Annotated in this window: 22 protein-coding genes; 9 read left to right on the forward strand and 13 right to left on the reverse strand. The window is 66.7% G+C overall.

What is annotated here, in order from left to right; translation table 11 throughout:
* The first annotated feature begins 35 nt into the window (after positions 1 to 35).
* Both VM621_RS18270 and VM621_RS18275 read left to right on the forward strand, forming a co-directional pair.
* The gene (locus tag VM621_RS18270) at positions 36 to 803 is read left to right on the forward strand and encodes an NRDE family protein (protein ID WP_325470391.1); all 768 of its coding nucleotides are present in this window, start codon (positions 36 to 38) and stop codon (positions 801 to 803) included.
* 120 nt (positions 804 to 923) lie between these two features.
* On the forward strand, positions 924 to 1,718 hold the full coding sequence (locus VM621_RS18275) for an SDR family NAD(P)-dependent oxidoreductase (protein ID WP_325470392.1): 795 nt from the start codon (positions 924 to 926) through the stop codon (positions 1,716 to 1,718).
* Here VM621_RS18275 and VM621_RS18280 read toward each other — a convergent pair.
* Positions 1,711 to 2,100, reverse strand: a complete 390-nt coding sequence (locus VM621_RS18280; protein ID WP_325470393.1) for a YchJ family protein — start codon at positions 2,098 to 2,100, stop codon at positions 1,711 to 1,713. The genes VM621_RS18275 and VM621_RS18280 overlap by 8 nt on opposite strands.
* Positions 2,100 to 2,609 carry a lipocalin family protein gene (locus VM621_RS18285; protein WP_325470473.1) on the reverse strand — a complete coding sequence of 170 codons (510 nt, stop codon included), beginning with the start codon at positions 2,607 to 2,609 and terminating at the stop codon, positions 2,100 to 2,102. The genes VM621_RS18280 and VM621_RS18285 overlap by 1 nt, the downstream gene beginning before the upstream one ends.
* A 190-nt stretch (positions 2,610 to 2,799) precedes the next feature.
* Between VM621_RS18285 and VM621_RS18290 the strand changes: the two genes are divergently transcribed.
* On the forward strand, positions 2,800 to 3,168 hold the full coding sequence (locus VM621_RS18290) for a hypothetical protein (protein ID WP_325470394.1): 369 nt from the start codon (positions 2,800 to 2,802) through the stop codon (positions 3,166 to 3,168).
* Here VM621_RS18290 and VM621_RS18295 read toward each other — a convergent pair.
* The 5 genes from VM621_RS18295 to VM621_RS18315 form a co-directional block, all read right to left on the reverse strand.
* Entirely contained in the window at positions 3,149 to 3,700 is a 552-nt protein-coding gene (locus VM621_RS18295; RefSeq protein ID WP_325470395.1) for a HutD family protein, read from the reverse strand. The genes VM621_RS18290 and VM621_RS18295 overlap by 20 nt on opposite strands.
* Positions 3,697 to 5,793 (reverse strand): ATP-dependent DNA helicase DinG, encoded by a 2,097-nt coding sequence (dinG, locus tag VM621_RS18300; protein ID WP_325470396.1) that lies wholly within the window; start codon positions 5,791 to 5,793, stop codon positions 3,697 to 3,699. Before dinG ends, VM621_RS18295 begins: the two co-directional genes overlap by 4 nt.
* 68 nt (positions 5,794 to 5,861) lie before the next feature.
* Positions 5,862 to 6,143, reverse strand: coding sequence for a DUF2188 domain-containing protein (locus VM621_RS18305; protein ID WP_325470397.1), 282 nt, complete (start codon positions 6,141 to 6,143; stop codon positions 5,862 to 5,864).
* A gap of 104 nt (positions 6,144 to 6,247) precedes the next feature.
* Positions 6,248 to 6,832, reverse strand: a complete 585-nt coding sequence (locus VM621_RS18310) for a DNA-3-methyladenine glycosylase I (protein ID WP_325470398.1) — start codon at positions 6,830 to 6,832, stop codon at positions 6,248 to 6,250.
* The gene (locus tag VM621_RS18315; RefSeq protein WP_325470399.1) at positions 6,829 to 7,323 is read right to left on the reverse strand and encodes a DUF1993 domain-containing protein; all 495 of its coding nucleotides are present in this window, start codon (positions 7,321 to 7,323) and stop codon (positions 6,829 to 6,831) included. The genes VM621_RS18310 and VM621_RS18315 overlap by 4 nt, the downstream gene beginning before the upstream one ends.
* Positions 7,324 to 7,450: 127 nt before the next feature.
* Here VM621_RS18315 and VM621_RS18320 point away from each other — a divergent pair, with 127 nt between their 5' ends.
* A complete protein-coding gene (locus tag VM621_RS18320; protein ID WP_325470400.1) occupies positions 7,451 to 8,407 on the forward strand; it encodes an ABC transporter ATP-binding protein in 957 nt (318 codons plus the stop codon).
* Complete coding sequence (locus VM621_RS18325; RefSeq protein ID WP_325470401.1) at positions 8,404 to 9,165, forward strand: ABC transporter permease; 762 nt, start codon at positions 8,404 to 8,406, stop codon at positions 9,163 to 9,165. Before VM621_RS18320 ends, VM621_RS18325 begins: the two co-directional genes overlap by 4 nt.
* A gap of 239 nt (positions 9,166 to 9,404) precedes the next feature.
* Here the strand turns inward: VM621_RS18325 and VM621_RS18330 are convergent, their stop codons facing one another.
* Positions 9,405 to 9,911, reverse strand: a complete 507-nt coding sequence (locus tag VM621_RS18330; RefSeq protein ID WP_325470402.1) for a DUF1993 domain-containing protein — start codon at positions 9,909 to 9,911, stop codon at positions 9,405 to 9,407.
* A 133-nt stretch (positions 9,912 to 10,044) separates the two neighbouring features.
* On the opposite strand from VM621_RS18330, the gene VM621_RS18335 reads away from it, so the two are divergent.
* On the forward strand, positions 10,045 to 10,743 hold the full coding sequence (locus VM621_RS18335; RefSeq protein ID WP_325470403.1) for a VIT family protein: 699 nt from the start codon (positions 10,045 to 10,047) through the stop codon (positions 10,741 to 10,743).
* Between the two features lie 20 nt (positions 10,744 to 10,763).
* Here VM621_RS18335 and VM621_RS18340 read toward each other — a convergent pair whose 3' ends face one another.
* The 4 genes from VM621_RS18340 to VM621_RS18355 form a co-directional block, all read right to left on the reverse strand.
* On the reverse strand, positions 10,764 to 12,128 hold the full coding sequence (locus VM621_RS18340) for a diguanylate cyclase (RefSeq protein ID WP_325470404.1): 1,365 nt from the start codon (positions 12,126 to 12,128) through the stop codon (positions 10,764 to 10,766).
* A 57-nt stretch (positions 12,129 to 12,185) separates the two neighbouring features.
* A complete protein-coding gene (locus tag VM621_RS18345; RefSeq protein ID WP_325470405.1) occupies positions 12,186 to 13,439 on the reverse strand; it encodes a TCR/Tet family MFS transporter in 1,254 nt (417 codons plus the stop codon).
* Positions 13,436 to 14,620, reverse strand: a complete 1,185-nt coding sequence (locus VM621_RS18350; protein ID WP_325470406.1) for a cation:proton antiporter — start codon at positions 14,618 to 14,620, stop codon at positions 13,436 to 13,438. Before VM621_RS18350 ends, VM621_RS18345 begins: the two co-directional genes overlap by 4 nt.
* Before the next feature lie 66 nt (positions 14,621 to 14,686).
* A complete protein-coding gene (locus tag VM621_RS18355; RefSeq protein WP_325470407.1) occupies positions 14,687 to 15,232 on the reverse strand; it encodes a helix-turn-helix domain-containing protein in 546 nt (181 codons plus the stop codon).
* An 82-nt stretch (positions 15,233 to 15,314) separates the two neighbouring features.
* Here VM621_RS18355 and VM621_RS18360 point away from each other — a divergent pair, with 82 nt between their 5' ends.
* Entirely contained in the window at positions 15,315 to 16,202 is an 888-nt protein-coding gene (locus VM621_RS18360) for an alpha/beta hydrolase (RefSeq protein WP_325470408.1), read from the forward strand.
* A gap of 22 nt (positions 16,203 to 16,224) precedes the next feature.
* On the opposite strand, the gene VM621_RS18365 is transcribed toward VM621_RS18360, so the two are convergent.
* Positions 16,225 to 16,569: a hypothetical protein gene (locus VM621_RS18365; protein ID WP_325470409.1), complete on the reverse strand. Its 345-nt coding sequence runs from the start codon at positions 16,567 to 16,569 to the stop codon at positions 16,225 to 16,227.
* A 93-nt stretch (positions 16,570 to 16,662) separates the two neighbouring features.
* On the opposite strand from VM621_RS18365, the gene cysK reads away from it, so the two are divergent.
* Together cysK and VM621_RS18375 are read left to right on the forward strand one after the other, a co-directional pair.
* Positions 16,663 to 17,619 (forward strand): cysteine synthase A, encoded by a 957-nt coding sequence (gene cysK, locus VM621_RS18370; protein WP_325470410.1) that lies wholly within the window; start codon positions 16,663 to 16,665, stop codon positions 17,617 to 17,619.
* A 105-nt stretch (positions 17,620 to 17,724) separates the two neighbouring features.
* Positions 17,725 to 18,120, forward strand: a complete 396-nt coding sequence (locus VM621_RS18375; RefSeq protein WP_325470411.1) for a hypothetical protein — start codon at positions 17,725 to 17,727, stop codon at positions 18,118 to 18,120.
* Positions 18,121 to 18,178 lie beyond the last annotated feature (58 nt).

Raw genomic sequence — 18,178 nt, forward strand, 5'->3', positions numbered from 1 at the left:
AATACGCCCATGCTCCTTCGAGCCATTTCCCGCCCATGTGCCTGATCGCCTTCGCCTGGCATGTCCATCCGCGCTGGCGGCTGGTGCTCGTCGGCAACCGCGACGAATTCCATGCGCGCCCGACGGCGCCGCTTGCGCCCTGGGACGAGGCGCCCGACATCGTTGCCGGACGCGATCTCGAGGCGGGCGGGACCTGGGCCGGCGTGGCGCCGCATGGCCGGGTCAGCGTGATCACCAACGTGCGTGACATGACCGCCGACCATAGCGGCCTGTCGCGTGGGCTGCTGGTCGCTGACTATCTCGGCTCCAACGTGCCCGCGCGCTCGCATGCCATCGAGCTGATGTCGAGCGCGAAGGGCTACCGCCCCTTCAACCTGCTGACCTTCGACCACGACGACGCCTATTACCTCGGCAATCATCCGCACGCGCGGGCCCAGCGCGTCGAGCCGGGCGTCCATGGCCTGAGCAACGCGGACTTCAACGCGCCGTGGCCGAAGACCCGGGCACTCGTCGACCATCTGGGCGCCTGGGTGGCCAAGGATACGGACAGCAACGTGGACAGCCTGTTCGCCCTGCTCGCCGACAAGGGCGAATGGCCCGACGACGTACTCCCCGATACGGGCATCGGTATCGAGCGCGAGCGTTTCCTCTCCAGCGCCTTCATCGCCGGCGAAACCTACGGGACCCGCGCCAGCACGGTCATCCTGGTCGACCACGCGGATCGCGCGTTCATCGCCGAGCGGCGCTTCGGTCCGCATGGGCTGGCGCAGGGCGAAAGCCGGTTCGAGATCGCCGGCACCTGATCGCTGTCGTTCTTGGCGTGGCGGCGAGAGTCTTTTGCCTGAACAGCGATTGATCCCGCGGTGGCCAGCCCCGACGATGAGTGGGTCGCATAACGATCCCTCTTCCCACGGAGCACCCTCATGAATATCGATCTCAGCAAGCGCAGCGCCATCGTCAGTGGCTCGACCGCCGGCATCGGCCTGGCCATCGCCACCGGTCTCGCCGCCGCCGGCGCCGAGGTGGTCGTCACCGGCCGTACCCAGGCCCGCGTCGACGAAGCCCTGGCCGCCATCCGCAAGATCCTCCCGGACGCCAGGCTCAAGGGCGTCGCCGCCGACCTGGGTACCGCCGCAGGCGCCGCGACCCTGATCGAGGCCGTGCCGGAGACCGACATCCTGGTCAACAACCTCGGCATCTTCGAGCCGAAGGGCTTTTTCGACATCGACGACGCGGAGTGGACGCGCTTCTTCGAAGTGAACGTGAATTCCGGGGTGCGCCTCTCCCGGCATTACGCCAAGGGCATGGCCCAGCGCGGCTGGGGTCGCGTGCAGTTCATCTCGAGCGAGTCGGCGGTGCAGGTACCGGCCGAGATGGTCCATTACGGCGTCACCAAGACGGCGCAGCTCGGCGTTTCGCGCGGCCTGGCCGAAGTGATGTCGGGCACCGGCGTCACCGTGAACGCGATCCTGCCGGGTCCCACCCTGTCCGAAGGCGTCAGCGAGTTCTTCGGCAAGATCGCCAAGGACCAGGGCAAGTCGCTGGAAGAGGTCGAGCGCGACTTCATCCAGACCCACCGCCCGACGTCGCTGATCAAGCGCCTGCTGAGCGTCGAGGAAGTGGCGAACGTCTCGGTCTACCTGGCCTCGGAGCAGGCGTCGGGTACGACCGGCGCGGCGATCCGCGTCGATGGTGGCGTGACCCGCTCGATCATCTGAGTTCGCCGTCGAGGTAATACCAGCGCCCGTCCGCATGCACGAACCGGCTGGTCTCGTGCATGCGCTCCGCACTGTTGCCACCCATGCGCAACCGCGCCACGAACTCCACGATCGCCGTCTCCGGTGTCGGGTTTTCGTGGCGCTTTACGCTGAGGCCGAGCCAGGTCGGGCGGGGCGACTGCGTCGCCAGGCCGAGCGCTTCGGGCCGCGAGCTCTCGTGCCAGGTTGCCAGCAGGTAGTCCTCGAGGCCGAGCACATAGGCGCTGTAGCGGGAGCGCATCAGCGCCTCGGCCGTCGGCGCCGGCTCGCCGGCATGCCAGCGGCCGCAGCACGTCGTCAGGCCGGCACCGGATCCGCAGGGGCATGGGGAAGGGGCGGCCATCACTCGACCTTGCCCGAGACGATAAGCGGCGTCAGGTCGTAGCCCATGGCCGTGGCCTGTCTCTTCAACGCTTCGAAGGTGGCGCGGTCCATGCTCGGTTCGCGCGAGAGAATCCAAAGATATTTCCGGCCGGGCTGGCCGACGAGGGCCCACCGGTAGTCGTCGTCCAGGGCCAGTACCCAGTAGTCGGCCCAGACGAGCGGCAGCCAGGACAGCCAGGCCGGTGCGAAGCGGACCTCCAGCTTGCCGCGCGCGAAGGCGTCGGGGCGGCGCGCCACGCCGTCGCTGGCGATGGTCCTGCCCTCGGCGGTCACGCACGCGTTGTGGACGGCGACGGTGCCGTCGGGCCTGGGTTCGTAGTGCGCGGTCACGTCGCGCTCGCACTTGCGCTGGAACCACATGGGCAGCCGGGCGATCTCGTGCCAGGTGCCGGCGTAGCGGGCCAGATCCAGATCGGGCACCGGCGCGAGCGGCACCGTGGCGGCATGGGAGGCCGCGGCCATGGCCATGGAAAGGGCGGCAATCAGTTCGCGCATGGCGAAGCATCCTGTGTAGCGGACCCCCTACGATGCCCACTGGCGGTGAACTAGGAATAAATCCTGCTAAATCCTGCAGACTGGCGGCCGATAAAGGGGGCGACTGATCGGAGACATCGCCACCATGGGCCCCAAGTCAACGCCCCGCCCCCTATGGACCCGCTTGCGTGAACAACTCACCTGGCGGCCGAAGGTCCATTTCGACCGGGAGTCGGGCGTCGTCGTGGTTCATCTGGGCCCGTTCCGGACCCGGGAGGTGCCGATGGAGCGCATCCGGCGCATCGAGGCGGGCAATCGCGACAACCTTGCGGCCGACACGGTCTTCCTGTTCTTCCATGTCGATGGCGAAGCGGTGCTTGCGGTATCCGAGCTGGACTCCGGCTTCGCCGCGATGGTCACGGTGATGCGGGAGTACTTCCCCGGGATCGAAGGATGGGAGGGAGCCGTGCCGCCGGTGCGCTTCCAGCTGACCTCGGTGGAGCTTTGGAAACGGCCCGGGATCGACGAGCCGCTCAGCGCGCCGCTGGCGTAACGCGGGCCAGCAGCGCCGTCGCCCCTTCCGCCAGGACGACGTGGGCGGCACCGATGACGCTGTCACCGGCATGCACCGGCACGCCGTCGCTCAGCGCCTCGCCCTGGGCGAGGTAGACCAACGCGGTATCCGCGTCGATATCCAGGGTGGCCGGGCCCTGCACGACCTTGACCGCACCGCGCGCGGCGTCACGACGGACCATCAGGTTGAAATCGCGCGTTGCGCCACCGGCAAGCCTGACCTCGACGGTCGCCTCGCCGGCGAAGGCGAAGGGCGCGTGCGGCGTGGTCAACGCATGCGCGCCACCGCCATCCAGCCGCATCGTGAAGCCATCGCCTTCGAGCAGGACGATGACGCGATCGATCCCTGGAAAACGCGAGAACGGCGACGCCGTGTCGACGTCGGCGATACTCACCCGCCAGACGAAGCTGTCCATCGGCGCACCGGGCGGTGCCACCGCGATCTCGCGAGTGATGCCCAGGCCGTTCTTCCACGGCACGGCTTTCAGTTCGGCGAAGGGAACGATGGTCATGCGACGCGCTCGATATTCCGGGCAAAGGGCGGCAAGGCGCGGAGCATGCCCGTGCCGTAGCGTTTGGTGATCACCCGACGATCGAGCAGCACGATACGGCCGGTGTCGGTTTCGGTACGAATGAGTCGGCCGCAGTACTGCGTGAGGATGCGCGTGGCATCGGGCACGCTCACTTCGATGAAGGGATTGCGCCCGCGCGACTCCAGCCACTCGGCGTAGGTGGCGCCGACCGGATCGGTCGGCACGGCGAAGGGCAGCTGCGTGACCACCACGGTTTCGCAGAGCTTCCCCGGCAGGTCGAGACCTTCGCCGAACGAGGCCAGGCCGAACAGGGTGCTGCCCTTGCCGGCCTCGATGTCTTCGCGATGTTCGGCGATCAACTGGGCCTTCGACAGCGAGCCCTGCGCGCGCACCTTGCGCACGAACTCGATCGGCAGGATCTGCAAGACGCGGTCGAGCTTGGCCCGCGAGGTGAACAACACGAGGTTGCCCGCGTTCCAGTCGAGGTTGCTTGCCAGCCAGCCCGACACCTCGCGTGCATGGCCTTCGCGATCGTCCGGCATCGTCGTCAAGGCGGGCACGGTGAGCGTGGCCTGTCGTTCCAGGTCGAACGGCGAGGGCAGGCTGAGCGTCACCGCGTCATTGGGCAGGCCGACCGAATCGGCGAAGCCACGGAAATTGCCACCGGCGCTCAGCGTGGCCGAGGTCATCACCACGGCCGAAGCGTTGTCCCAGAGCACGGTACGCAGCAGGCCGCCGGCGGACACCGAGGACGCATGACAGACCAGTTGCTGCTCGGGTGTCATGGTGACCCAGCGTGCGAGCGGCGGCGCGTTCTCACGATCGTCGGACGACCACGCGTACCAGGTGCGCACCTGTCGATCCAGGCGCTCCAGCGCCACGCCGAGTTCGCGCGAGAGCGCCTCCTGCGTGGGGCCGCCGGCTTCCATTTCCACCACGGTACGGCGCACGGTGCGCAGCCAGCGCTGGATATCCTTGGTGACCAGGTGCAGATGCTCCGCGTGCATCTTCCAGTTTTCCGGAAGTTGCCCCAACGAGGCGCGGAACACGGGCTCGGTCTCACTGGATGATGGCGTCCACGACAGGCGGATCTCGCGCTCGATCTCTTCGAGCGATCCCGACATCAACGCGAGTTTCTCGTCGCCCGCTTCGAGCGAGAGGTTGCCGATGCTTTCCTTGTCGGTCAGCGAGTACGCGGCATGGATCTGGTTCTGCAGGCGACCGATGCGTCGCACGGCGGTGGCGAGGTGCACGTCGGCGGCGCCACGATCGATCGCCTTGGCCGGCACGTGATGTGCCTCGTCGAAGATGTAGAGGGTGTCTTCCGGCTTGGGCAGGATCACGCCACCGAAGGTGTCTTCGTCACGGGGCATGGTCAGGTCGGCGAGCACGAGGTCCTGGTTGGCGACGACGATATCGGCCTCGCCGATGAGTCGCCGCGCGACGAAGAACGGGCAGGCGGCGAACGCGCCGCACTTGCGCCCCGTGCAACCGCCGGCGCTCGTCGTCACCATGCCGCGCACCAGATCGGACAGCGGCTCGGGGCTGGTATCGATGTCGCCATTCCACTCGCGCGATTCGAACGCCTCGCTGAGTTTCGTGATCGCCTTGGTGTCGCGTTCGGCGGGCGGGCGCGCCCATAGCGCCACGTCGGCATCGAACTCGAAGCCGCCCTGGGCGGTCGGCTCGGCGCCGGCCATGCGCAGGTTGCGCGGGCAAAGATAACGGGCGCGGCCCTTGGCCAGGGCCACCTTGGCCTCGACGCCGCAGAGGGTGAGGTACTGGGGGATATCGCGCTGGACCAGCTGTTCCTGCAAGGCGACGGTCGCGGTGGCGATCACCAGCTTTTTCTTCTGTGTGCGGGCGACTTCTAGCCCCGCGATCAGATAGGCCATGGACTTACCCGTGCCGGTCGGCGCCTCGATGACGGCGGCGCCGCCGGGCTCGGCCAGGGCCTTGGCCACCTCGGCGATCATCTTCAGCTGCGAGGCACGCCCACGAAACCCCGCAAGGCCGTCCTTCAGCCGCGCATAGGCGGCGCGGATCGCGGCTTTGGTGTCGTCGGTGAGCATCGATGAGGGCGCAGATCGGGGAGGGCAACCGACCAAGGTTACCTCATACCCGTCTCACTCCAGGACGCTCAGGCGTGGCGGTTCATTCCGACCGGTGGGACCGGATTGGCGGCAACGAGACCGGCGACGACGTAGGTATGCTCTTCCCACGTGCCATCGGCCTGCTGGACATGGATCTCCACCGGGCGGCCGAGGCTGTCGGACAGCCCGGGTGCCAGTGCTTCGGCGGCGGCGATGGCCATGGACTGCGACGCGTAGCGGCCAAGCGGCATGGAGGCACGGCGTACGATCCACGGTCCCTGTGTCGATTCGCTGTACGGAACAAACAGTTGGGCGGAGCTCGAAGCCATGGAAACCCTCGCTATCGGTGCGTAGACCCGAGATGGGTAGACCGGATGGGACGTCCGCCGGCGGGCGGTGAGTCCACGCTACGCCGGCCCGGCTAAAAAACCCGTTAATCCTTGTCGCGCAAGGTCTTGCGGGTGACTTCCCGGCGCCGGAAGCAATCCGGGGCATGCGAGTTGATCAGGCCCGTGGCCTCCAGCCAGGCGAAGACGATGGTCGGCCCGACGAAAGTGAAGCCGCGCTGGCGCAGGGAGGTCGAGATCTGCCCGGAGAGCGGGCTGTTCGGCGGCACCGGACCTTCCCAGGGAATCGGCTGGCCGCCGACGGCGTCCCAGCAGAAGCGGGCAAAGTCCTCGCCGGCATCACGCATGGCGAGGTAAGCCTGCGCATTGTTGATGGTCGCGGCGATCTTGCTGCGCGAGCGGATGATGCCCGGGTCGCCGAGCAGGCGGGTGACATCGTCGGGGCCATAGGCCGCCACACGCTCGGGGTCGAAGCCGTCGAAGGCGCGCCGGAAGCCATCGCGGCGGGCCAGGATCGTCCGCCATGAAAGCCCCGCCTGGAAGCCGTCCAGGATCAGCTTTTCCCAGAGCTTGCGGCCGTCGCGCTCAGGCACGCCCCATTCGGTGTCGTGGTAGGCGCGCATGAGCTCGTCGGACTCGCCCCAGGCGCAGCGGGTCTTGCCATCGGTCACGCGTTGAAACCGAGGTAATCCAGTTTGCCAATGGCCACGCCGTTGTGGCGGAGGATGTCGTACGCCGTCGTCACATGGAAAAAGAAGTTCGGGATGGCGAAGGTCAGCAGGTACGAGGCGGCGGTGAAGTGGTGCTCGGTGTCCTTGAACTTGCGCGACAGGGGGCGCGCCTCGCCCGCTTCGATGCGTGCCCGGTCCACCGATTCGATCCAGGCTACCGTGCCGTCGATGCGCTTGCGCAGGTCCGCGAACGTCGTCTCGTTATCGTCGAACGACGGCGGCTGCACCTCGGCGATCCGGGCGATGGCGAACTTGGCCGTGTCGCTGGCGCGCTGTACCTGTCCGGCGAGGTTCAGCATGTCGGGGGCGAGGCGGGCCTCGATGAGGTTGGCGCCGTCGGCCTGGGCCTCGGCCTTGTCCAGCAGTTCGGTCAGCACGCGGAAGCCGCGGACGAAGACGGGTACGGAAGCGTCGTACGTGGAAAGGGACATGGTCGTCGAGGCCTTTGGGTGGGGTAACCGGTTCGATCTGGGGGTGGCGAAGCCTGCGGACAAGGCAGGCAGTCTTCGTCCAATCGGTCTACCATCGGCCGCCTTACCCATCGATCCGCGGGTCCCCATGTCGCCACTCGACGCCCCCACTTCCTCGCCCGACGCCATCGTTTCGGTGCGCGGGCTATCCAAACACTACAAGAGCGGATTGCGAGCGCTCAACAACGTCGACCTGGAGATCCGTCGTGGCGAGATCTTCGCCCTGCTCGGTCCCAACGGTGCCGGCAAGACCACGTTGATCAGCATCATCTGCGGCATCGTCAATGGCAGCGAAGGCAGCGTGCATGTGGACGGCCACGACATCGTGCGCGACTACCGCGCAGCCCGCGGCCTGATCGGCCTGGTGCCGCAGGAACTGTCCACCGACGCCTTCGAAACGGTATGGGCCACGGTGAAGTTCAGTCGCGGCCTGTTCGGCAAGGCACCGAACCCGGTGCACCTGGAACGCATCCTGCGCGACCTGTCGCTGTGGGAGAAGAAGGATTCGAAGATCATGGCGCTCTCCGGCGGCATGAAGCGCCGGGTGCTGATCGCCAAGGCGCTGGCACACGAGCCGCGCGTGCTCTTCCTCGACGAGCCGACCGCCGGCGTCGACGTGGAACTGCGCCACGACATGTGGGAAATGGTGCGTCGCCTGCGCGAGTCGGGCGTCACGATCATCCTCACCACGCATTACATCGAGGAAGCCGAGCAGATGGCGGACCGCATCGGCGTGATCAATCGCGGCGAGATCGTGTTGGTCGAAGAGAAGCACACCCTGATGCAGAAGCTTGGCAAGAAGCAACTCACGCTGTCGCTGCAGAGTCCGCTCGCATCGGTGCCCGAAGGCCTGCGTGAATGGCCGCTGGAGTTGTCCGGCGACGGCCAGTGCCTGACCTATACCTTCGACACCCAGGGCAACGACACCGGCATCGCCATGCTGCTGCGCAAGCTCGGCGAACTCGGCATCGACTTCAAGGACCTGCACTCCAGCGAGAGTTCGCTCGAGGATATTTTCGTCAGCCTGGTAAGGGGTGGCGTATGAACATCCATGCGATCCGCGCCATCTATCGCTTCGAAATGGCCCGTACCTTCCGCACGTTGATGCAGAGCATCGCCTCGCCGGTGCTGTCGACCTCGCTTTACTTCGTGGTCTTCGGTGCGGCGATCGGCTCGCGCATGGGCGCGATCGGTGGCGTGAGCTACGGCGCCTTCATCATTCCCGGCCTGATCATGCTGTCCTTGCTCAACGAGAGCATCTCCAATGCCTCGTTCGGCATCTACATGCCGAAGTGGGCGGGGACGATCTACGAGCTGCTGTCGGCACCGGTGTCGTACGTGGAAGTGGTGATCGGTTATGTCGGTGCGGCGGCCACCAAGTCGGTGATCCTCGGCCTGCTGATCCTGTTGACGGCGCGCTTCTTCGTCGCCTACGAGATCCAGCATCCTTTCTGGATGCTCGCCTTCCTCATTCTCACCGCGGTGACCTTCAGCCTGTTCGGTTTCATCATCGGTTTGTGGGCCGACGACTTCCAGAAACTGCAGGTGGTGCCCCTGATGGTGATCACCCCGCTGACCTTCCTCGGTGGCAGCTTCTATTCCATCTCCATGCTGCCCCCGGTATGGCAGAAGATCACCCTGTTCAATCCGGTGGTGTACCTGGTGAACGGGTTCCGCTGGAGCTTCTACGGACAGGCGGACGTGAACGTGCTGGTGAGCGCGGGGGCGACGGTCGGCTTCCTGCTGGTCTGCCTCGGCGTGGTCTGGTGGATCTTCCGCACCGGCTGGAAACTGAAGTCCTGAAGTCCCGAAGTCCTGAAGTCCCGACGTCCCGACGTCCCGACGTGGGACTGATGGAGCCGCTGCTCCTGTGGGAGCCGCTTCAGCGGCGATAGCCAGCACGACGCAGGCCCCATCGCCGCTGAAGCGGCTCCCACAGTGGGCCGGCTTATGCAGGCCCCATCGCCGCTGAAGCGGCTCCCACAGTGAGCCGGCTTACGCAGGCCCCATCGCCGCTGAAGCGGCTCCCACAGTGAGCAGGCTTACGGCTTGCCGATGAAGTCGGCCTTGCCCAGCACGACGCCCACGCCGCGCAGGATCGCGTAGGCCGTGGTGCTGTGGAAGTAGACGTTCGGCAGCACGAAGCCGAGCAGGTAATCCTGGCCGCGGAAGGTCTGCTCGCCGCCACGGGTCTTCAGCACCACCTGGCGGTCTTCGCTGCCGTCGATCTGCGCCGGCGTATACGCCTGCAGCTGCTTGATCACGGTGGCGATGCGCGCCTGCAGTTCGTCGAAGGTGGTCTCGTTGTCTTCCATCTTCGGCGGCTCGACACCGGCCAGGCGGGCACCCGCACCCTTGGCCATGTCCGTCGCGATCTGCACTTGGCGGATCAGCGGGAACATGTCGGGGGTGATGCGCGTGTGCAGCAGGACCTCCGGGGCGATGTTGCGCTCGGCGGCATGGGCGGCGCCCTTGGCGAGCACGCCGGAGAGATTGTTGAGCGCGCGCACGAGGACGGGCACGCAGGTCTGGTACATCGAGATGGACATGATGGGGCTCTTGTCGTGGATGTGGGCGGAGGGCGGCCGGATGGCCGCGGCGGCGTAGTTTGCGGCTTCGTTGGCGACACGTCGACGGGGTCTGCGGGTACGATGTCCCCACGAGTTCTCCAGGAAGCGCCCGATGGCCAGGCCCAAGCACCGCGAACACCACAAGCTGGATCGCATCGGCTGGCTCCGTGCGGCGGTACTGGGGGCCAACGACGGCATCCTCTCGACGGCCAGCCTGCTGGTAGGCGTCGCGTCCGCCCAGGCGACATCGGCAAGCATCTTACTGGCCGGCGTCGCCGGGCTGGCTGCCGGGGCGATGTCGATGGCCGCCGGCGAATATGTCTCCGTGCGCTCGCAGGCCGATAGCGAGCAAGCCGAGCTGGACATGGAGTCGCGTGAGCTGCGCGACGACCCGACCGGCGAGCACAAGGAGCTTACCGAGATCTACGTGCGACGCGGCCTGGACCGGGCCCTGGCCCACGACGTGGCCGAGCAGCTCATGAAGCACGATGCCCTGGAAGCCCACGCGCGTGACGAACTCGGTCTGTCCGTCACGATGTCGGCAAAGCCACTCCAGGCGGCGGGCGCGTCGGCGGTGAGTTTCGCCTCCGGCGCGGTCCTGCCGATCCTCGCCGCGGTGTGGTCGCCCAGAGCACAGGTGGCGCCGATCACGATAGGCGCCTCGCTGCTGGCGCTTGCGGTTCTCGGCGCGATCTCGGCGCGACTCGGCGGCGCGGGCGTGGCACGCAGCGTCGCCCGCGTCGTGTTCTGGGGTGCGCTGGCGATGGCGGTGTCGGCGGCGGTCGGTCGGATCTTCAGCGTCGCCGTCTGAACGGTGGTGCCGGCCGGATCCTAACCCGCGACGCAGCGGTTACGTCCGCCGTTCTTCGCTGTGTAAAGGGCGAGGTCCGCGCGATCGAAAACGGTCTGTGGCGTGTCGCCCGGCTGGAATTGCGCAAGGCCGATGGACGCGGTGACACGCACTGGCTGACGACTCGCATGAAACGCCAGGTGCTGGATCTTGCCGCGCAGGCGTTCGCACACCTGCATGGATTCGGCTTCGTCCGCCCCGTCGAACAGCACGATGAACTCTTCGCCACCGTAACGGGCGACGAAATCGCAGGGTCGCACATGCTTGACCAGGGCCTGGCCGATGATCCGTAACACCGCGTCGCCCGCGGTGTGGCCGTAGGTGTCGTTGATGCTCTTGAAGTGATCGATGTCGATCGCGGCGATGCTCAGCGGGCGGGTCGTGGTCTGCCAGCTCTCGAAGGCCGCTTCGATGCGCTTCTCGTAGGCGAGGCGGTTGGGCATGCCGATCATGGTGTCGGTCTGCGCCAGCTCGTGTTCGCGCTCCAGCGATCGCTGCAAGGTGTTGCGTTCGGTTTCCAACTGCTCGATGCGCTGGCGCATCTTCTCGGCGCGTTCGCGGTAGGCGGTCAGGCGCGAGCCTTCGCGCTCACGGAATTCGCTGAAGCACTGCGCGATGGTCTCCAGGCAGCTGTTCACCCGCTCGCGCAGGTCGTGCACGTCGTCGTACTCGAGCGCGGCCTCGCTGAGCAGACGCATCTCGTGGGCGACCGAGGCATCCAGCGCCTGGCCGTTGGCTTCGCCGGTGGACTGGTCGGCCAGCTCGCGTGACATGTACTGGCTCAGTTCGTCGAGCCGGCTGGTCACGTGGCGAAGCACGGCCTGCAAGGCGTCGATCTCGCGCTGCAGGCCAAGGCGTTGTTCGTTGATGAGATCGGCCAGGCGATCGCCGCAGGAGGCGAGGGCGACAAGATCGCCGGCGTCGGCCACGGCGTGGCGCAGGTCGTTAGCCCGGTCCGCCAGACGCGGAAGGACGATGATGCGATCGACCAGGCGGCTCAACGCCGACTGTACGGACGAACCGTGCTCGGTACGCGTCGGCCGGGTGATCGCGATCGAGCGCTCGGCATGCGTGCCGCGCGGGCGTGCTCCCAGGTTGTTCATCGCTTCGGTCAGCCCGTTGACCAGGGGCTCGAGCGTCATCGCATCCATCGGACCCTGCAGGGCACCGGAAAGGCGTTCGATATGCGGATCGACCTGATCGTGGGCGCCGTGGGCGGCGCGACCCAGGCAACCGACGAGCTGTCGCAGCAGGGACTCGGCGGTCCGCCACTGGGCTTCCTCACGACTCAACCGTTCGACGGCCTCGTGATATTTGCTTTCCCAGACATGGTTGTCCAAACGCACGCCCCACCGGTCGTCGACTGCCGAATACGTGCGCCATACTACGAGAAATCTCGGGGGTTAGCTCGGCAATTCGGTGGCAGGCAAGGGCTGCGGCTCGTTCCGTGTCGCCCGCGCGGCAACCACCAGTCCGGCGAGCAAGAGGACCCCGGCGAGCAGGAACGGAACGCCCGGCAGATGCAAGCCGCGTTCGGGTGCGATCGCAAACGCGAAGATCTGCGCGAACAGGTAAGGCCCGAAAATCCCCGCGAAGCTGCCCAGGCTGGTCACCGCGCCCTGCAGGCGACCCTGCTCGTCCGGCGCGACGTGGCGGGTCATGATCGACTGGATCGGCGGTCCCGCCAGCCCCCACAACGACATCAGCGGAATGCCGATCAGGAAGGCCCAGCCCACCGGAGCCAGCCCCATCACCACGAAGGCAGCCGCGCCGAAGGCCAGGCCGGCGAGCAGGACGCGCCGCTCGCCGAAGCGGGTCGACAGCCGTCCGGTGAGGAAGGCCTGCACGATGCCGTCGCAGGCGCCGACCAGGGCGAGCACGTAGCCCACTTGTTGCGGACCCCATGCATACCGGTAGTCGGCGTATAGGACGAAGACGGTCTGCAGGACGTAGTGCGCCAGGTAGAACATGAACATCACCACGGAAAGGCCGAGCACTTCGCGGTGACGCCGCAGCATCTTCAGGGCGCCGAGCGGGTGCGCGGAGCGTGGCTCGAAGCGCGCCGCGCGTTTTTCCGGCGGCAGCGATTCGGGCAGGATGAAAAAGCCGTAGGTGAAGTTGGCCAGCGCCAGGCCCGCGGCGACCCAGAACGGCAGGCGCAGGTCGATGCCGCCGAGAAAGCCGCCAAGTGCCGGCCCGATGATGAAGCCGATGCCGAACGCGCCGCCGAGCATGCCGAACGCGCCTGCGCGTTTCTCCGGCGGCGTCACATCGGCGATATAGGCATTGGCTGTGGTGAAGCTCGCCGCCGTGATGCCGGAAATGATTCGTCCGACGAAAAGCAGCCACAGCGAAGGCGCCACCGCCATCAGCACGAAATCCAGGCCGAGGCCCAGGTTCGACAGCAGGACGACGGGACGGCGACCGAAGCGATCCGACAACGCGCCCTGGATCGGCGAACAGACGAACTGCACGATGGCGAACACGGTGCCGAAGATGCCCACCCACCATGCCGCGTTCGATACCGTGCCACCGGTCATCGTTTCGATCAGGTGCGGGAGCACCGGGATGATGATGCCGAAGGCGAGGATGTCGATCAGTACCGTGACGAAGATAAAGATCACGGCGGCGCGGCGGACAGGAATAGGCGGGGTCATGTCGTCAGGCGTTTGAGTCGGGGGGCCACGATGGGTGTCGTCAGCATGGTGCTCGCCACCGCCATGAGCAGCAGCGCGGTAAAGGTTTCGCTGGTGATGATGTGGCGGTCGAGAAGGACGTTGACGAAGATGATCATGATCAAGGCCTTCGTCTGCAGCAGCCAGCCCACCGTCCACGCATCGCCCCGCTTCCAGCCGAGCAGCTTGCCCGCCACGCCGACGCCGGCAAGCTTGCCGACGACCGAGGCGACGAGCAACAGGGCGGCGGCGATGAAGACGGCGGCGCCACCGATCTGCCAGTTCGTGCGCAGTCCGGTGGAAAGGAAGTAGACCGGCATGACGACGAGCAGCACGTTATGACGCAGACCGTCGAGCCGTTCCAGGTGGAACCAGTCCCGCTCCATGACGGCGCCGGCGAGGAACGCGCCGACCATGAAATGCAGGCCGCACCAGTCGGCGCCATAGCCGCAGGCGGCAAGCCAGACCATGCCGATGAAGTAACGGTCCATCTCCGGCACGCGCGCCATGAGACGACGGAACAGCCATGCCGCCACAGCGAAGATGGCGAGAAAGGCGAGCTGGTGGCCGACGCGTTGCCAGTCCAGCAGGATGATCGCGAGCACGGCCCAGATGGCAAGGTCGTCGAGGCTGGCATACCGCAGTACACGTTGACCGAGTGGCTCGCGCAGGATGCCCATCTTTTCCATCAGCAGGATCAGGATGGGTAACGCGGTCACCGCGCAGGCCATGCCGATGCCGAGGACGAACTGCCAGGTGCTTGCCGCCTCGCCCATCCAGCCCGCTCGCCACGCCAGCATGCCGACGGCGGCGAGGCATCCGGTAAGCAGCGGCGCGCCGAGGGCGAACGCAGCCGTGGTCCCGCATTCACGGCGCTGTTTCCACACCTCGCGCAAGTCCAGCTCGATGCCGGCGATCCAGACGAACACCATCACCGCCCACCAGGCGATGCCGTTCAGGGCCGCGATCACCGGCGGCGCGAACACCGTCGCGTAATAGTCGGGGAAGACCTTGCCGAGCACACCGGGCCCGAGCAGGATGCCGGTGAGGATCTGCACCACCACCAGGGGCGCCCAGTAGTCGGTTCGAAAGACCCGCCAGATCAGGTACGGCACACCAAGGATGATCGTCATCGCGATCAGGAACAGTTCTGTCGTACTCATCCGCTCTCCCCCAAACCCCGGCAGAGCGTACAGGACCGCACACGTTCACGAACACCGGCCAAGGCTTCAGCGGCGAATGGCGCTCGCCACTTCGTCCAACGACAGCCGCAACGCCCGCCCCATCGGCGCGGCATCCCCCTCGACCACCGTCCACACCGTCGCCCCCTCCAGCCGCGCGATCGCATCCCCGGCCAGCTCGCGCGCCCGCACGCGACCCACCGACCCTTCGATCAGCGTGGCCAGCCGGTCCCGCTGCCCGGTGAAGAATCCACGCACCGCCGCCGCCGCATCGGGTGTATCCGGTCCCGACGCGCCATATGCCAGATGCAGTCCCACGCAGCGGGTCTGCTCCGACAAGGCGTGCGCGATCCGTTCCAGCGCCATCCGATAGGCCGCGAGGCCATCGCCCTGCGGCAGTTCGGCGAACACTTCCTCGTTGGTGAGGGTCAGCACCTCGGGTACCAGCGATTCCTTGGTCGGGAAGCGGGTATAGAGGCTGGCCTTCTTCAGGCCCACCTTCGTGGCCAGGTCCTGCATGGAGGCGCCGTCGTAGCCGTGATGACGGAACAGCTCCCGCGCCTCACGCACGATGGAACCCAGGCTTGCTTTCATCGAACACTCTCCATAAACTACCGACCGGTCGGATCTATTTTAACAGATCGGCTCCTGAAGTTCATTCCCCCGGAGACCCGCCATGAACGCTCCCGCTCCCGTCCTCCCTACCGTCCAATACCGCCGTCAGAGGGTCGGCGATGTCGACGTCTTCTATCGCGAGGCCGGTCCAGCCGATGCGCCGGTCATCCTGCTGCTGCATGGTTTCCCGACCTCCAGCCACATGTTCCGCGACCTGATCCCGTTGCTCGCCGACCGTTATCGTGTGATCGCACCCGACCTGCCGGGCTACGGCCAGACCAAGGCGCCGAAGCGGGGCGATTTCGACTACACCTTCGACAATCTGGCCAGGGTGGTCGAGGGCTTCGTCGACGCCATCGGCCTGACCAGGTACGCGCTCTATATCTTCGACTACGGCGCGCCCACCGGCCTGCGCCTGGCGCTCGCCCATCCGGAGCGGGTGACCGCGATCGTCACGCAGAACGGTAACGCCTATCTCGATGGCTTCAGCGCGGGCTGGGAATCCTGGCAGCGCTACTGGCGCGAGCCCACGCCGGCGCATCGGGAAGCCACCCGCGACGCCCTGGCGCCGGAAACCATCCGTGACATCCAGTACGGCACGGGCACCGACCTGAGCCGGTTATCGCCGGATGGCTATACGTTGGACATCGCCTACATGGGCCGACCGGGTGCCGACGAGATCCAGCTCGACCTCATCCTCGACTACCGCAGCAACGTGGCGCTCTACCCGGCGTTCCAGGCGTATTTCCGCGAGCACCAGCCACCGCTGCTGGCGGTCTGGGGCAAACACGATCCGTTCTTCCTTCCGCCGGGCGCCGAGGCCTACAAGCGCGACCTTCCGGAGGCCGAAGTGCATTTTCTGGACACGGGGCACTTTGCGCTGGAGACGCATGCGAACGAGATCGCCGGTTACATCCGCGACTTCCTCGGCCGCAAGCTGAAAGCCTGAGCAGCGGCTGGCGCCGGCGACGTCACATCGGTGGCTGCGCCAGCTCCTTCGCATCGAGGTAGCCGTCCTTGTTCCGGTCCAGCTTGTGGAACTGGTGGATCAGGTTGCGCTGGAACTCGTCGAGATGGATGGGGCGCCCGCCGGGCCGGGTCGGTCCGTCGTTGGCGTCGATGACGCCATCCCCATTCACATCCATGCGCAGGAAGCCCTGGCTCATGTAGCGGACGTACTCGGCTTCGTCGATCCGGCCGTCCCCGTTCGTGTCCATCCGCCGCAGGTACTCCGCTGGCGTGCGCGGGTAGTCCTGGGCCAGTGCGCCACCGGCGAGGAAGGCGAAGACCGCGATGGCGTATGGACGTCGATTCATGGGGCGGCAGTCTGCGCGATCGGCCCGTGTTTGTCGCCCCATGCATCGTGGGAGTACCTTTGAGGCCTTACCCTCGCCACAAGGGAAACGCCGATGATCTACGACAGCATCCTCGACACGATCGGCCGCACGCCCATCGTCCGCCTCCACCGCCTGGCGCCGTCCCACGTCACCCTTTACGCCAAGGTCGAGTCGTTCAATCCCGGCGGCTCGGTGAAGGATCGCCTCGCCATCGCGGTCATCCTCGATGCCGAGCAGAAGGGCCTGCTGAAGCCCGGCGACACCGTCGTCGAGGCCACGTCGGGAAACACCGGCGTCGCGCTGGCGATGGTCTGCGCGGCGAAGGGCTACAAGTTCGTCGCGACCATGGCGGACAGCTTCTCCATCGAGCGCCGCAAGCTGATGCGCGCCTATGGCGCGAAGGTCATTCTCACCCCCGCCGCCGAACGCGGCAGCGGCATGGTCCGCCGTGCCGAGGAGCTGGCCGCCCGGCACGGCTGGTTCCTGCCGCGCCAGTTCGCCAACCCGGCCAACCCGGCGTATCACCGCAGCACCACCGCCGCGGAGATTCTCCAGGACTTCGCCGGCCGCCGACTGGATGCTTTCGTCACCGGTTGGGGCACCGGCGGCACGCTGACGGGCGTGGGCGAGATGCTCAAACTGGCCCGCCCCGACGTGAAGATCGTCGTCTCCGAACCCACGGCCGCCCCCCTGCTCGCGGAAAAGCCGTGGTCGCCGCACAAGATCCAGGGCTGGACACCGGACTTCGTGCCCGAGGTGCTCAACCGGACGATCTTCGACCTCAATCTCCCAGTCGACGAGGTGCTCGCCCGCGACACCGCGCGACGGCTGGCCAAGGAGGAAGGGTTGTTCGTCGGCGTATCGGCCGGCGCGACGGTGGCCGCGGCCCTGGCCTTCGCCGAGGGCGCCGCCAAGGACAGCGTGATCCTCGCCATGCTTCCCGATACCGGCGAGCGCTATCTGTCGACCTTCCTGTTCGAAGGTGTCGAGGAAGGCTCGGACACCGAGTGGCTGGAAAGCCTCGGCTGATTGCCGGGTGGCGGCGGTCCCGTTAACCGGTCAGAACGGGATCGCTGCGTTCTCATCACATCGTGGACGTCACGGTGGTGGCCTGCACTTGAGAGGAGACCACCGATGACCTTCCTGCGCCACAAGACCATCAGCGAGGAGCTCCTCGCGCATGCCCGGCAACTTGTCCAGGACTACCCACCGCGCGAGGCGTACGAGCTGGCGCGTGGCTATGCCGGGCGTGCCGGCACGCTGGCCAGTCAGGCCCTGGCCTCGACCAAGGCGCTGACACGCAACGGCCGATCGGGGCGAGGCCGCAAGGGTCTGGGCATCGCGATCGGCGTCGGTCTCGGCGTCGGCGCGTTAGCCACGGCGTGGCTGCTCGCTCGTCGCAAGGCGCTCACACAGGACGAGTACGACGAGCACGATCCGACACGTTACCGTCCGACCCACGCGAACGACGATGCGCTCGATAGCGCCGGCGAAGACTATCCGGTGCCGGGTGAGACGGGGCTCTACTGACTTCAAGTCCGCTATGGCTCACAGTCAAAATGGCAGAGAGCGGGCCGCGGCGGTTAGT

This window comes from Luteibacter sp. (genome assembly GCF_035539195.1).
Taxonomy (GTDB): Bacteria; Pseudomonadota; Gammaproteobacteria; order Xanthomonadales; family Rhodanobacteraceae; genus Luteibacter.

Bases quoted from the DNA above. Each gene is read 5' to 3' on its own strand.
- VM621_RS18270 (WP_325470391.1), top strand. From the start codon at position 36: ATGTGCCTGATCGCCTTCGCCTGGCATGTCCATCCGCGCTGGCGGCTG.
- VM621_RS18275 (WP_325470392.1), top strand. From the start codon at position 924: ATGAATATCGATCTCAGCAAGCGCAGCGCCATCGTCAGTGGCTCGACC.
- VM621_RS18280 (WP_325470393.1), bottom strand. From the start codon at position 2,100: ATGGCCGCCCCTTCCCCATGCCCCTGCGGATCCGGTGCCGGCCTGACG.
- VM621_RS18285 (WP_325470473.1), bottom strand. From the start codon at position 2,609: ATGGCCATGGCCGCGGCCTCCCATGCCGCCACGGTGCCGCTCGCGCCG.
- VM621_RS18295 (WP_325470395.1), bottom strand. From the start codon at position 3,700: ATGACCATCGTTCCCTTCGCCGAACTGAAAGCCGTGCCGTGGAAGAAC.
- dinG (WP_325470396.1), bottom strand. From the start codon at position 5,793: ATGCTCACCGACGACACCAAAGCCGCGATCCGCGCCGCCTATGCGCGG.
- VM621_RS18305 (WP_325470397.1), bottom strand. From the start codon at position 6,143: ATGGCTTCGAGCTCCGCCCAACTGTTTGTTCCGTACAGCGAATCGACA.
- VM621_RS18315 (WP_325470399.1), bottom strand. From the start codon at position 7,323: ATGTCCCTTTCCACGTACGACGCTTCCGTACCCGTCTTCGTCCGCGGC.
- VM621_RS18320 (WP_325470400.1), top strand. From the start codon at position 7,451: ATGTCGCCACTCGACGCCCCCACTTCCTCGCCCGACGCCATCGTTTCG.
- VM621_RS18325 (WP_325470401.1), top strand. From the start codon at position 8,404: ATGAACATCCATGCGATCCGCGCCATCTATCGCTTCGAAATGGCCCGT.
- VM621_RS18330 (WP_325470402.1), bottom strand. From the start codon at position 9,911: ATGTCCATCTCGATGTACCAGACCTGCGTGCCCGTCCTCGTGCGCGCG.
- VM621_RS18335 (WP_325470403.1), top strand. From the start codon at position 10,045: ATGGCCAGGCCCAAGCACCGCGAACACCACAAGCTGGATCGCATCGGC.
- VM621_RS18345 (WP_325470405.1), bottom strand. From the start codon at position 13,439: ATGACCCCGCCTATTCCTGTCCGCCGCGCCGCCGTGATCTTTATCTTC.
- VM621_RS18350 (WP_325470406.1), bottom strand. From the start codon at position 14,620: ATGAGTACGACAGAACTGTTCCTGATCGCGATGACGATCATCCTTGGT.
- VM621_RS18355 (WP_325470407.1), bottom strand. From the start codon at position 15,232: ATGAAAGCAAGCCTGGGTTCCATCGTGCGTGAGGCGCGGGAGCTGTTC.
- VM621_RS18360 (WP_325470408.1), top strand. From the start codon at position 15,315: ATGAACGCTCCCGCTCCCGTCCTCCCTACCGTCCAATACCGCCGTCAG.
- VM621_RS18365 (WP_325470409.1), bottom strand. From the start codon at position 16,569: ATGAATCGACGTCCATACGCCATCGCGGTCTTCGCCTTCCTCGCCGGT.
- cysK (WP_325470410.1), top strand. From the start codon at position 16,663: ATGATCTACGACAGCATCCTCGACACGATCGGCCGCACGCCCATCGTC.
- VM621_RS18375 (WP_325470411.1), top strand. From the start codon at position 17,725: ATGACCTTCCTGCGCCACAAGACCATCAGCGAGGAGCTCCTCGCGCAT.